Here is a 12,531-nt window from a genome sequence, read left to right on the forward strand (position 1 = left end):
GGGCAGGCCCCCGGCCCCACCGCCGACGCGACGATCGTCACACCGGCGAAGACGTGCCCCGCCTCCACCCGACCCCACCCCGTAACCTGTCCCTCGTGGCAAAACCAAGGGACGTCGTCCGCATCCCGGATGCGAAGGTCGCGCTCTCCACGGCCTCCGTCTATCCGGAGTCGACGGCGACGGCCTTCGAGATCGCGGCGCGCCTCGGCTACGACGGCGTCGAGGTCATGGTGTGGACCGACCCGGTCAGCCAGGACATCGAGGCCCTGCGCAGGCTGAGCGACTACCACCGCATCCCGATCCTCGCCGTCCACGCGCCCTGTCTGCTGATCACCCAGCGGGTCTGGTCCACCGACCCCTGGGTCAAGCTCCAGCGGGCCCGGGCCGCCGCCGAGAAGCTGGGCGCGAGCACGGTCGTGGTGCACCCGCCGTTCCGCTGGCAGCGTCAGTACGCCCGCGACTTCGTCGAGGGGATCTGGCGCATGGCGAACGAGACGGACGTCCGGTTCGCGGTGGAGAACATGTACCCCTGGCGCTATCGCGACCGCGAGATGCTGGCGTACGCCCCCGACTGGGACGTCACCAAGGACGACTACCGGCACTTCACGATCGACCTCAGCCATGCCGCGACCTCGCGCACGGACGCGCTCGCCATGCTCGACCGGATGGGCGGCCGGCTCGGCCACGTCCACCTCGCCGACGGCCGCGGCTCCGCCAAGGACGAGCACCTGGTGCCCGGCCGCGGCACCCAGCCCTGCGCCGAGCTCCTGGAGCGCCTCGCGTTCACCGGTTTCGACGGGCATGTCGTCATCGAGGTCAACACCCGGCGCGCGATGTCCGGCGCCGAGCGCGAGGCCGACCTCGCGGAGGCGCTGGCCTTCACCCGCCTGCACCTGGCGTCGGCGCTGAAGGTGCCCCGCCGGTGACCGGCGCCGAGACCGGAAACGGTGAGACCGGTACCGGTACCCGTCGCCGCGGCCGCCCCCCGCGTACCGAGTCGGCGGACACCCGGGACCGCATCCTCGCCGCCGCGCGCGAGGAGTTCTCCGAACTCGGGTACGACAAGACGTCCGTCCGCGGGATCGCCAAGGCCGCCGGCGTGGACTCGGCCCTCGTGCACCACTACTTCGGCACCAAGGAGCAGGTCTTCGAGGCCGCCATCTCGGTCGCCTTCGCCCCCGCGCTGAACGCGCCCGTCGCGGTCGCCGACGGCCCGGTGGACGGCGTCGGCGAGCGCCTGACCCGTTTCATCTTCGGCATCTGGGAGAACCCCACCACCCGTACGCCCCTGCTGGCGATCCTCCGGTCGGCCGTGAACAACGAGACAGCCGCCGCCGTCTTCCGCCGGCTGATCGCCACCCAGCTGCTGCGCCGTCTCGCCGAACAGCTGGACCTCCCGGACGCGCATCTGCGCGCCGAGCTGGCGGCCGCGCAGCTGGTCGGGTGCGCGATGCTGCGGTACGTGATCAAGCTGGAGCCGTTGGCGTCGGCCGACCTGGAGCAGATCGTGGCGCGGGTGGCACCGGTGGTGCAGGGGCATCTGACCGGGCCGTGAGGCCGGCAGCACGAGACACCCGTCCCGCATTCCGGACACCTCGTCCCGAGGCCTGGGCAACGGGCGTACGCTCGATAGCAGCCCTATCTGTCTGAAGGAGCGAGCCACGATGCCCGAGCTGAGGTCCCGCACAGTCACCCACGGCCGCAACATGGCGGGCGCCCGCGCCCTTATGCGCGCCTCCGGTGTACCGGGCGCGGACATCGGCCGTAAGCCGATCATCGCGGTCGCCAACAGCTTCACCGAGTTCGTGCCGGGCCACACCCACCTCCAGCCGGTCGGCCGGATCGTCTCCGAGGCGATCAAGGAGGCGGGCGGCATCCCGCGCGAGTTCAACACGATCGCCGTGGACGACGGCATCGCAATGGGCCACGGCGGCATGCTGTACTCCCTTCCGTCCCGCGACCTGATCGCCGACTCGGTCGAGTACATGGTCGAGGCGCACTGCGCCGACGCCCTGGTCTGCATCTCCAACTGCGACAAGATCACGCCGGGCATGCTGATGGCCGCGCTGCGGCTCAACATCCCCACGGTCTTCGTCTCCGGCGGCCCGATGGAGGCCGGCCGCGCCACCCTCGTCGACGGCACGGTCCGCACCCTCGATCTGATCGACGCGATGGTCGACGCGGCCAACGAGAACATCTCCGACGCGGACGTCCTCAACATCGAGGAGAACGCCTGTCCGACCTGCGGCTCCTGCTCCGGCATGTTCACCGCCAACTCGATGAACTGCCTGACCGAGGCCATCGGTCTCTCCCTCCCGGGCAACGGCTCGGTCCTGGCCACCCACACGGCCCGTAAGCAGCTGTACGTCGACGCGGCCCGCACGGTCATGGACCTCACCCGCCGCTACTACGAGCAGGACGACGACACGGTCCTGCCCCTCAACATCGCGACCTTCGCCGCGTTCGAGAACGCGATGGCACTGGACATCGCGATGGGCGGCTCCACCAACACGATCCTGCACCTGCTGGCCGCCGCCCAGGAGGCGGGCGTCCCGTTCGGCCTGGAGGAGATCAACGAGGTCTCGCGCCGGGTGCCCTGCCTGGCCAAGGTCGCCCCGAACGTCGCGAAGACCCGCACGTACTACATGGAGGACGTGCACCGGGCCGGCGGTATCCCCGCCCTCCTCGGCGAACTGCACCGCGGCGGTCTCCTCAACGAGGACGTCCACTCCGTGCACAGCCCGTCCCTGTCGGACTGGCTGAAGACCTGGGACGTGCGCGGCGGCTCCCCGTCCCCCGAGGCGGTGGAACTGTGGCACGCGGCCCCGGGCTGCGTCCGCTCCTCCGAGGCCTTCTCCCAGTCCGAGCGCTGGGAGGCCCTGGACGAGGACGCGGCGGAGGGCTGCATCCGCAGCGTCGAACACGCGTATTCCAAGGACGGCGGCCTCGCGGTCCTCAAGGGCAACCTCGCCGTCGACGGCTGCGTGGTGAAGACGGCCGGCGTCGACGAGTCGATCTGGACCTTCGAGGGCCCGGCGGTCGTCTGCGAGTCGCAGGAAGAGGCCGTCGAGAAGATCCTCAACAAGCAGGTCACCCACGGCGACGTGGTCGTCATCCGCTACGAGGGCCCCAAGGGCGGCCCCGGCATGCAGGAGATGCTGTACCCGACGTCCTTCCTCAAGGGCCGCGGCCTCGGCAAGACCTGCGCGCTGATCACGGACGGCCGCTTCTCCGGCGGCACGTCGGGCCTGTCGATCGGCCACGCCTCCCCGGAGGCGGCCTCGGGCGGCACCATCGCCCTCGTCGAGAACGGCGACCGTATCCGCATCGACATCCCGAACCGCACGATCGAGCTCCTCGTCGACGACGCCGAGCTGGCCCGTCGCGAGCAGGCCCTGAACGGCGTGTACGCGCCGAAGAACCGCGACCGCAAGGTGTCGGCGGCCCTGCGGGCCTACGCGGCGATGGCCACCAGCGCGGACCGCGGCGCGGTGCGCGACGTGAGCAAGCTGGGCTGACGCCGGGCATGTGACCCATGCGACAGGGGGCGCCTCCCGCAAGGGGGGCGCCCCCTTCCGTCGTCTGTCATCACCAGGCGGCGGGATCCTCCGCGTCCACGGCGAAGACGGTGCCGTCGGGGGCGGTGGCGTAGACGTGGGTGGCGAGGATCAGGGGGGCGGGCACCGAGGTTGCGACCCCGCCCGAGGCCGTTCCGAAGCGGGGCGAGGTCTGTCCGGCGACCTTCCCGTCGTGCGTGTCCACGGCCATGAGCCGTCCGTCGGCGGCTGAGAAGTACACGTGCCGGTCGTCGGCGACGGGCGCCGAGCCCCGGCTAACCGAAGTCTCCAGGTGCCATGTCCGCTTGCCTGCGTCCAGGTCGACGGCGTCCAGAGACCCGGTGGCGGCCAGCAGGTAGACCACGCCGTCGTACACCCCGGCCTGCGCGTCCGCACGCGGTACGGGCAGGTTGACCCGGCGGGTGGTTCCGGATCCCGGCGTGTAGCGGACCACCGCATCGGTGTCGCCGTACACCGGATCAGCGGCCAGCAGGAAGACCGCCCCGTCCTGCGCGCCGACCGGCCGCAGCAGACCCTGCAAAGGCGCTTCCCACCGTACGTCTCCGGTGGCCGGGTCCACGGCGGTCACCCGGGTGCCGGCCCCATCCGCGGACGAACTGGTCACATACGCCGACGACGGATCCGAGGGGAAGAAGTCGATCCGCGGTGTGCCGTGCCCCCCGGTGGGCCGGCTCCACTTGCTGGTGCCGGTCGCGCTGTCCACCCCGGTGACCGTGCCGTCCGCGCGCGCGAGCAGAAGCATGTCGCCGGCGTACTTCATCCCCCTGTTCTCGGGCAGGTCCCGCTGCCATCGGCTCCTGCCCGAGTCCGGATCGAGCGCCGTCACATGCCGGGCCCCGTCCGTGACGAGCTGAACGAGCCCGCCGGAGAGGACCGGGGGCCTGCTCCAGTGGTCGTCGGTGACGGAGTGCCGCCAGAGCACGGCGCCCGTCACCGGGTCCAGGGCGAAGGCCGCAGACGCCTCGGTGCAGAACAACTTCCCATCACCGGTGGCACATTGGGGCGCGGCCGCGCCCTTGGTGACCGGGTTCGCCTGCCAGGCGGCGAAAGCGGCGGCAGTGGTTCTCGGGTTGCTCTCCCGCTGTTCCGGACCGCTCCCGGCCTCCCACTGGACGAAGGCCGCGGCCCCGCCCAGCGCGAGCACGACGGCACCCGTGGCCAAGGCGACGCGCCTGCTGAGGCGTGGCCGCCGCTCCGGCTCCTTCGCCTTCGGCGGCTCCGGCGCCGGCATGTCACTGCTGTCGCCGGTGGCACTGGTCCGCTGTGCCGGTATGAACGCCTGCGTATCGTAAGAGGCCGCCAACGACCTCAGGACCCGCATCAGTTCGTCGGGCGTCGGCCGGTCCTCGGGCTCCTTGGCGAGGCAGCGCAGCACCAGCGGAGCGAGTTCCTCCGGTACGTCGGTGAGGTCGGGCTCGTCATGCACAACCTGGTAGGCGACGACGTATGGACTGTCGGAGTCGAACGGCCCACGCCCGGTCGCCGCGTGCACCAGCACCGACCCGAGCGCGAAGATGTCGGCGGCCGGCCCCACCTCACGCGGCCGCCGGAACTGCTCCGGCGCCATGAACGGCGGCGTACCGATCAACTTGCCGGTCTCGGTCCGCAGTTCGCTGTCCTTTGGCCGGGAAATGCCGAAGTCGATGACCTTCGGGCCGTCCTCGGCGAGCAGCACGTTGCTCGGCTTGAGATCCCGGTGCACCACCCCGACCCGGTGAATGTCGCGCAGCGCCTCCGCGAGCCCCGCCATCAGCCGACGCAACTGGGCAGAGGGCATCGGGCCGTTCCGCTTCACGTGCTCGGCCAGAGTCGGGCCGGGGATGAAAAGGGTGGCCATCCAGGGTCGTGCGGCCTCTGGATCGGCGTCCACGACGGGCGCGGTGAATGCGCCGCTGACCTTGCGCGCAGCGGCCACCTCCTGCCGGAAACGGCCCCTGAACTCGCGGTCCTTGGCGAACTCGGCGTGCACGACTTTCACGGCGAGTTTCAGCCCCGAGGTGCTGCGGGCGAGGTGCACCACGCCCATGCCGCCCGAACCCAGGCAGGATTCCAGGTGGTAGTGCCCGGCGTACTCGGGAAGTTCCGCTTCCGCGCCCGCTCCGGTGTTGCGCTGTGGCGTCATGGGATCACCCCCGTGCTGTTCTTCGCGGCGCGCGACGCACGGAGCCTAGTCGATGACTCGTGCGATACAGAGGCGGCTTGCTAGCCTCCGCGTGCGAGTTGCGCACATGTGTTTCGTGGCTCGATCCGGGGGAATCAACGGGACTCCATGGCACTCATGGGACCGGTGGGGGGAGTTCTACATGTCTGTTGATCACGCGCAGGAAGCCGAGAGCAGCGGCGAGGAGGAGGCCGTCAGGACGTTGACGGCGTCCGTGCGCTACTACTCGGTCGCCCCGGGCCTCCGCCTGAACGTCCGCAGCGGTCCCGGCACCAGTTACGACATCACCCGCGTCCTCCCCGAGGGCGCCAAGGTCCCGATCTACTGCCAGACGCCCGGTACGACGGTCTCCGGGTACTACGGCACGTCCAAGATCTGGGACAACATCAGCAACGGCGAGTTCGTGTCAGACGCCTACGTCAACACGGGCAGCGACGGTTACGTGGCCGACCGCTGCTCCTGACCGGTCCAGGAGGACTGGGATGACATCCATAAGACGCGCTTCCCTCCTTCTCGCAGGCTCCGCCGGAGCCTTTCTCATGATCATGGGGTCGGCCTCCGTCGCCAGCGCGGCCGCCACCGTGAACACATACTCTGTCGCCCCGGGCGTCCGTCTGAACGTCCGCAGCGGCCCGGGCACCAACTACAACATCACCCGCACCCTCCCCGAGGGCACCAAGGTCCCGATCTTCTGCCAGACGCCGGGTACGACGGTGTCGGGGTACTACGGCACGTCGAACATCTGGGACAACATCGACAACGGCGAGTTCGTCTCGGACACCTACGTGAACACAGGCAGCGACGGCTACGTGGCCGACCGCTGCGCCTGACCGGTCACCCCGCCCCGGAGCCCGCGGCCCCCGGCGCCATAATCGTCCCGTGAGCGACGAACCAGGCACCCCGGACACCCCCGCGGGCTCCACCGGCGAGGCCCCGAGCGGCCCCCGCCCCGAGCCCCTCCGTTTCTTCGGCACGTCCTGGGTCAACCATGACGACGGCTACACCGTCCGCCGCATCGGCGTGGCCGTGGGTTCGCTCGCCGCCGCCGTCGCCTCCTGCCTGGTCCTCCGCCTCGCCTACCAGGGCGTGCAACTCGCCGACACCGGGTCCTTCGTCACGGTCCTGGTCGTCGCGATGTTCGCCATCTGCAGCGCCCTGGCCTTCCGGAACACCTGGGAGTCCTTCGGCAAGCGCCCCGACCCCGAACGCCAGGCCTCCCTGCGCGGCCTCCTCGCCATCGGTTTCGTCGGCTCCCTCCTCGCCTACTTCTTCCGCTCCCTGACGGAGGCCCCCGGCGAACGACTCCACCGCGCCGAGTACGAGACCGCCGTCCAGGAACACGAACGCCGCACCACGCGCCGCACGGGCAACCCGTCGAAGAAGAAGCGGAAGCGCTGAGACCGTCCGGTACGGCACCGGGCGTCTCCGCCCGCCTGCCGATATCCCCTGTCGTCCCCCACCCCGCCCCCCGGACCATGGCCGTATGACCACAAGCCAGTCGCACCCCTCGAACCCCGCCCCCTCCTCCCACGCGACCCGCGCCCACTCCTTCGACGCCGCCGCGGCCCAGTACGCCGCGAACCGTCCCTCCTACCCGCCGGCTCTCCTCGACGCCGTCGAAGAGGAGGCCGGCCGCTGCCTCGCCGGCGCCCGGGTGGTCGACGTCGGCGCGGGCACCGGCATCGCGACCGCCCTCCTGCACGCGCGCGGCGCCGACGTGGTCGCGGTGGAGCCGGGCGAGGGCATGGCGGCGCAGTTCCAGGCCACACTCCCCGGCGTCCCGGTCGTCCGCGGCAACGGAAACGCCCTCCCGCTCGCCGACGACACCGCCGACTTCCTCACCTACGCCCAGGCCTGGCACTGGACAGACCCGGCCCACTCCGTGCCGGAGGCACTCCGCGTCCTGCGCCCCGGCGGCGCGCTGGCGCTGTGGTGGAACACCGACGCCCTGGACATCGACTGGATCGTCGGGCAGAGCGACCGGATGAGCCGCTTCTTCGGCGAGGACATCGCCACCGTGAAGCGCAAGGCGGCCGACCGCACGGATCTCGCGGACCCCAGCGGCCGCCTCCGCTTCACCCGCCGCGAGGTCCGCTGGAGTCGCCGCGTCCCCCTCGACACCCATCTCGCCAACATCGGCAGCCACTCGGCATTCCTGGTCACCCCCGTGGACCGCCGCACCGCCTTCCTCGCCGAGGAGCGCACCCACCTCCTGAAGACCTTCCCGGAAGGGATCGTCGAGGAGACGTACGACGTCCTCCTCCTCGTCGCCCTCAACACCTGAGCCATACGCACACACCAGCCGCCGCCCCGATGCAGCCGCGGGGGCCGGTGGCGGCTCAGCCGTGTCCCCCCGGCGCACCCGGCCGGACTCAACGGGCGGACCGCCTCGGACGTAGCCCTCGATCACGATCAGCGGACGTGCCAGGCATACCCCGCCCCCCTGCCGGGATCCCGCCCGGTCAGCGGGACACCGGCCAGGGCGACTTGCCCTCCGGGGGCCGCATCGGGCGCCAGATGCCGGATGCCGGACGCCCGGCTCCGGCGCCCCGGCACGACAGTTCCAGCGGTGCTGCCCTTCCCACGCTCCCCTTGACGCCCCCTGCCGCGCCGAGGATTATTCATCACATGGTGAATTACTCGCCGGAGCCGACCGAGGCCCCCGGCAACTCCGCCCTGCCCCCCGCCGTCCAAGCCGCCGGACTCACCGCCGTCCGTGGCCCCCGTACCGTCCTGCGCGGCCTCGACTTCACCGTCCCCCGCGGCCAGATCACCGGCCTGCTCGGCCCCTCCGGATGCGGCAAGTCGACCCTGATGCGTTCCATCGTCGGCAGCCAGGCCAAGGTCACCGGCACCCTGAACGTCCTCGGCCGCCCCGCGGGCCACCCCACCCTCCGGACCCGCATCGGCTACGTCACCCAAGCCCCCTCCGTCTACGACGACCTGACCATCCGCCAGAACCTCGACTACTTCGGCTCGATCCTCGACCCCACCCGCCCCGCCCCCGACCGTCGAGCCGACGTCGAACGCGTCCTCGGCGAAGTCGACCTCACCAGCCACGCCGACTCCCTCGCCGGCAACCTCTCCGGCGGCCAGCGCAGCCGCGTCTCCCTCGCCGTCGCCCTGCTCGGCACCCCCGAACTCCTCGTCCTCGACGAACCCACCGTCGGCCTCGACCCCGTGCTGCGCCGCGACCTCTGGCAGCTCTTCCACTCCATCACCGCCGCCCGCGGCGCCACCCTCCTCATCTCCTCCCACGTCATGGACGAGGCCGAGCGCTGCCACCGCCTCCTCCTCATGCGTGAGGGCGAGATCCTCGCCGACGACACCCCCGACGCCCTCCGCACCCGCACCGGCTCCGACACGGTCGAGGCGGCTTTCCTCCACCTCGTCGACGAAGCGGCCGCCAATTCCAAGTCCCGCATGGAGGAAAGCGCACGATGACCACTCAGACGGCCACCACCCGGACGGCGACCACCGCGACCGCACCCGTCAGCGTCCTGAACCTCTCCCGCACCACGGCCACCGCGGCCCGCGTCCTGCGCCAGCTCCGCCACGACCCCCGCACGATCGCGCTGCTGCTCCTCATCCCCTGCCTGATGCTGGTCCTGCTCCGCTACGTCTTCGACGGCAGCCCGCACACCTTCGACAACATCGGCGCCTCACTCCTCGGCATCTTCCCGCTCATCACGATGTTCCTCGTGACCTCCATCGCCACCCTCCGCGAACGCACCTCCGGCACCCTCGAACGCCTCCTCGCCATGCCGCTGGGCAAAGCCGACCTCATCGCCGGCTACGCGCTCGCCTTCGGCATCCTCGCGATCATCCAGTCGGCCCTCGCCACCGGCCTGGCCGTCTGGTTCCTGGGCCTCGACGTCACCGGCTCCCCCTGGCTCCTGCTCCTGGTCGCCCTGCTCGACGCCCTGCTCGGCACGGCCCTCGGTCTTTTCGTCTCGGCCTTCGCGGCCTCGGAATTCCAGGCGGTCCAGTTCATGCCCGCGGTGATCTTTCCCCAGCTCCTCCTCTGCGGCCTCTTCACACCCCGCACCGAGATGCACCCCGCCCTCGAAGCGCTCTCCGACGTCCTCCCCATGTCCTACGCGGTCGACGGCATGAACCAGGTCCTCAACCACACCGACATGACCGCCACCTTCCTCAGGGACGTCCTGATCGTCGCCGGCTGCGCCCTGCTGGTGCTGACCCTGGGCGCGGCCACCCTCAGGCGACGGACGGCATAGCCGCCGCCGACGACGTCCGCCCAACGGACAACCGCCCCCCGCCCGCCACCCCCGGTGCCAGACTGAACCGTATGAGTCAGAAAGTCGCAGTCCTCGGCACCGGCAAGATCGGCGAAGCCCTGCTCAGCGGAATGATCCGGGCAGGCTGGGCACCCGCCGACCTCCTGGTCACCGCCCGCCGCCCCGAACGGGCCGAAGAACTCCGCGCCCGTCATGGAGTCACCCCGGTCACCAACGCCGAGGCCGCGAAGACCGCCGACACCCTGATCCTCACGGTCAAGCCGCAGGACATGGGCACCCTCCTCGACGAACTCGCCCCGCACATCCCCGCCGACCGCCTCGTCATCAGCGGCGCGGCGGGCATCCCCACCTCCTTCTTCGAGGAGCGCCTCGTCACCGGCACTCCGGTCGTCCGTGTCATGACGAACACCCCCGCCCTCGTCGACGAGGCGATGTCCGTCATCTCCGCCGGCAGCCACGCCACCGCCGCCCACCTCGCCACCGCCGAGGAGATCTTCGGCGCCGTCGGCAAGACCCTCCAGGTCCCCGAGTCCCAGCAGGACGCCTGCACCGCCCTGTCGGGCTCGGGCCCGGCGTACTTCTTCTACCTGGTCGAGGCCATGACCGACGCCGGCATCCTGCTCGGCCTGCCCCGCGACAAGGCCCACGACCTCATCGTCCAGTCCGCGATCGGCGCCGCCGTGATGCTCCGCGACAGCGGTGAACACCCCGTCAAGCTCCGGGAGAACGTCACCTCGCCCGCCGGCACCACTATCAACGCCATCCGCGAACTGGAGAACCACGGCGTACGGGCCGCCCTCATCGCCGCCCTCGAAGCCGCCCGCGACCGCAGCCGCGAACTCGCCACCGGCAAGAAGGACTGAGCCGAGAAGGACTGAGGCAACAAGGACCGAGGCAACAAGGCCCAGGGCGCCGAGGTCCGAGGCGAGCAGGATCGAGAGAGGCCACGAGGGACTGCCGTGCGCCTAGCGCGCCGCGTTCAACGCGGGCTGGGCCGCGGCAGCCCCCGAGAAGGCGCCCGGTGGCAACAGCCCGATCGCCCGATAGGCGGTATCGACGATCGGCCGGGCGATCGCCCGAGCCTTCTCCGCTCCATGCCGCAGCACCTCCTCCACATATCCCGGATCGACGCACAGCTCCTTGTGCCTGGCCTGCACGGGACTGAGCACGTCCAACACCGCCTCCGCGGTGGCCTGCTTCAGAGCGCCGTACGAATCGTGAACGGTTGCCAGTGACTCAGGGTTCCCGCCCGTGCACGCAGCGAGAATCTCCAGCAGATTCGCGACCCCGGGCTGCTCCTCCCGGTCGTAGACGACTTCCTGCCCACTGTCCGTCACGGCCCGCATGATCTTCTTCCGGATCACCTCCGGTTCGTCGAGCAGATAGACGATGCCCGCCCCGGAGTCGTCGCTCTTGCCCATCTTCGACGTCGGATCCTGCAGGTTCATCACCCGTGCCGCCACCTTCGGCACGGTCGCCTTCGGCACCACGAACGTATGCCCGTACCGCTGGTTGAACCGCACCGCGAGATCCCGCGTCAGCTCCACGTGCTGCGCCTGGTCGTCCCCGACCGGCACCTCGTCCGCCCCGTACGCCAGGATGTCCGCCGCCATCAGCGCCGGGTACGTCAGCAGGGACAGCCGCACACTCCGCCCGCGCACCGCCTCGCTCGCGACCTTCTCCTTGTACTGGATCATGCGTCGCATCTCCCCGTCGGTCGCCACGCACTCCATGAGGTACGACAGCCGGGTGTGCTCGTCGACATGACTCTGTACGAACACGGTGCACAGCTGCGGATCCAGCCCGGCCGCCAGCAACAGGGTCGCCGCCTGCCGGGTGAGCCGGCGCAGCCGGGCCGGGTCGTGGTCCACGGTCATCCCGTGCAGATCGACGATGCAGAACAGAGAGTCGGCCTGGTGCTGATCCACGGCAGCCCACTGCCGCATGGCCCCCAGGTAGTTCCCCAGCGTCAGGTGCCCGGTCGGCTTGATCCCGCTGAAGACCCGTGTCATTCCTTCTCCACCTCCTGGTCGGAGCCGCCGTCCCGAGCGGCCGACCCTCAGAGGTTCTGGAGGGAGATACACGAACGGCCGCCGAAGCGGCGGCCGTTGAATGCGTACGTGAACGCGGCCGCCGTCAGGCGGCCCACCACTGCTGGGTGCACGTACGCGTAGTCATGTCGGCCACCATACGCTCCGGGGTGCCGTCCCGCCGCGAGTTGACACACCCCAACCGGTTACGTAATGTTCTCCGAGTTGTCCGACGTGAGCGCCGACTCCGGTCGGTCCCCGGACAGCCATTCCGCAAGTACCTACCAGCAGTCGGCGACTCGTCGTCGTTTTGCTTCGGCATGCGTATGTGCGAAATGAAGGAATCCACGTTCGAAAGGGCGCGGCCCCCGATTAGCTCGGAGGTCGGGAATCCGCTAAAGTCTCACTCGTCGGAACGGCCCAACAGCCGCGAAGACAACACCCGCTGACTGGGAATCAGACGCCGAAAGGATCTGATAGAGTCGGAACCGCCGGAAAGGGAA

Annotated in this window: 12 protein-coding genes; 10 read left to right on the top strand and 2 right to left on the bottom strand. The window is 70.4% G+C overall.

What is annotated here, in order from left to right:
* Nucleotides 1-95 precede the first annotated feature (95 nt).
* The 3 genes from ACZ4N4_RS16895 to ilvD all read left to right on the top strand — a co-directional run bounded on the left by ACZ4N4_RS16895 (nt 96) and on the right by ilvD (nt 3,518).
* Complete coding sequence (locus ACZ4N4_RS16895; RefSeq protein ID WP_450761419.1) at nt 96-926, top strand: sugar phosphate isomerase/epimerase family protein; 831 nt, start codon at nt 96-98, stop codon at nt 924-926.
* Nucleotides 923-1,555, top strand: coding sequence for a TetR/AcrR family transcriptional regulator (locus tag ACZ4N4_RS16900; RefSeq protein WP_453569987.1), 633 nt, complete (start codon nt 923-925; stop codon nt 1,553-1,555). The genes ACZ4N4_RS16895 and ACZ4N4_RS16900 overlap by 4 nt, the downstream gene beginning before the upstream one ends.
* 109 nt (nt 1,556-1,664) lie before the next feature.
* On the top strand, nt 1,665-3,518 hold the full coding sequence (ilvD, locus tag ACZ4N4_RS16905) for a dihydroxy-acid dehydratase (protein WP_467589055.1): 1,854 nt from the start codon (nt 1,665-1,667) through the stop codon (nt 3,516-3,518).
* A gap of 70 nt (nt 3,519-3,588) precedes the next feature.
* Here the strand turns inward: ilvD and ACZ4N4_RS16910 are convergent, their stop codons facing one another.
* On the bottom strand, nt 3,589-5,700 hold the full coding sequence (locus ACZ4N4_RS16910; protein ID WP_467589058.1) for a serine/threonine-protein kinase: 2,112 nt from the start codon (nt 5,698-5,700) through the stop codon (nt 3,589-3,591).
* Between the two features lie 181 nt (nt 5,701-5,881).
* On the opposite strand from ACZ4N4_RS16910, the gene ACZ4N4_RS16915 reads away from it, so the two are divergent.
* From ACZ4N4_RS16915 to proC, 7 genes are all read left to right on the top strand, one after another.
* On the top strand, nt 5,882-6,202 hold the full coding sequence (locus ACZ4N4_RS16915; RefSeq protein WP_467589061.1) for an SH3 domain-containing protein: 321 nt from the start codon (nt 5,882-5,884) through the stop codon (nt 6,200-6,202).
* Nucleotides 6,203-6,278: 76 nt separating this feature from the next.
* Nucleotides 6,279-6,569 (top strand): SH3 domain-containing protein, encoded by a 291-nt coding sequence (locus ACZ4N4_RS16920; protein ID WP_467589064.1) that lies wholly within the window; start codon nt 6,279-6,281, stop codon nt 6,567-6,569.
* A 49-nt stretch (nt 6,570-6,618) separates the two neighbouring features.
* The gene (locus ACZ4N4_RS16925; protein WP_467589067.1) at nt 6,619-7,137 is read left to right on the top strand and encodes an EamA/RhaT family transporter; all 519 of its coding nucleotides are present in this window, start codon (nt 6,619-6,621) and stop codon (nt 7,135-7,137) included.
* 85 nt (nt 7,138-7,222) lie between these two features.
* On the top strand, nt 7,223-8,023 hold the full coding sequence (locus tag ACZ4N4_RS16930) for a class I SAM-dependent methyltransferase (protein ID WP_453569970.1): 801 nt from the start codon (nt 7,223-7,225) through the stop codon (nt 8,021-8,023).
* Nucleotides 8,024-8,367: 344 nt separating this feature from the next.
* Nucleotides 8,368-9,183: an ABC transporter ATP-binding protein gene (locus ACZ4N4_RS16935; RefSeq protein ID WP_467589069.1), complete on the top strand. Its 816-nt coding sequence runs from the start codon at nt 8,368-8,370 to the stop codon at nt 9,181-9,183.
* Nucleotides 9,180-9,977 carry an ABC transporter permease gene (locus ACZ4N4_RS16940; protein WP_453569964.1) on the top strand — a complete coding sequence of 266 codons (798 nt, stop codon included), beginning with the start codon at nt 9,180-9,182 and terminating at the stop codon, nt 9,975-9,977. The genes ACZ4N4_RS16935 and ACZ4N4_RS16940 overlap by 4 nt, the downstream gene beginning before the upstream one ends.
* Nucleotides 9,978-10,048: 71 nt before the next feature.
* A complete protein-coding gene (gene proC / locus ACZ4N4_RS16945) occupies nt 10,049-10,861 on the top strand; it encodes a pyrroline-5-carboxylate reductase (protein ID WP_467589072.1) in 813 nt (270 codons plus the stop codon).
* A 102-nt stretch (nt 10,862-10,963) separates the two neighbouring features.
* Here proC and trpS read toward each other — a convergent pair whose 3' ends face one another.
* A complete protein-coding gene (gene trpS, locus ACZ4N4_RS16950; protein ID WP_453569959.1) occupies nt 10,964-12,010 on the bottom strand; it encodes a tryptophan--tRNA ligase in 1,047 nt (348 codons plus the stop codon).
* Nucleotides 12,011-12,531 lie beyond the last annotated feature (521 nt).

It is taken from the genome of Streptomyces sp. NPDC026538, assembly GCF_055567535.1.

Excerpts from the sequence above, each read along its gene's own strand:
- ACZ4N4_RS16910 (WP_467589058.1), bottom strand. The coding sequence starts at position 5,700 with ATGACGCCACAGCGCAACACCGGAGCGGGCGCGGAAGCGGAACTTCCC.
- ACZ4N4_RS16915 (WP_467589061.1), top strand. The coding sequence starts at position 5,882 with ATGTCTGTTGATCACGCGCAGGAAGCCGAGAGCAGCGGCGAGGAGGAG.
- trpS (WP_453569959.1), bottom strand. The coding sequence starts at position 12,010 with ATGACACGGGTCTTCAGCGGGATCAAGCCGACCGGGCACCTGACGCTG.
- proC (WP_467589072.1), top strand. The coding sequence starts at position 10,049 with ATGAGTCAGAAAGTCGCAGTCCTCGGCACCGGCAAGATCGGCGAAGCC.
- ACZ4N4_RS16940 (WP_453569964.1), top strand. The coding sequence starts at position 9,180 with ATGACCACTCAGACGGCCACCACCCGGACGGCGACCACCGCGACCGCA.
- ACZ4N4_RS16920 (WP_467589064.1), top strand. The coding sequence starts at position 6,279 with ATGATCATGGGGTCGGCCTCCGTCGCCAGCGCGGCCGCCACCGTGAAC.
- ACZ4N4_RS16935 (WP_467589069.1), top strand. The coding sequence starts at position 8,368 with ATGGTGAATTACTCGCCGGAGCCGACCGAGGCCCCCGGCAACTCCGCC.
- ACZ4N4_RS16930 (WP_453569970.1), top strand. The coding sequence starts at position 7,223 with ATGACCACAAGCCAGTCGCACCCCTCGAACCCCGCCCCCTCCTCCCAC.
- ilvD (WP_467589055.1), top strand. The coding sequence starts at position 1,665 with ATGCCCGAGCTGAGGTCCCGCACAGTCACCCACGGCCGCAACATGGCG.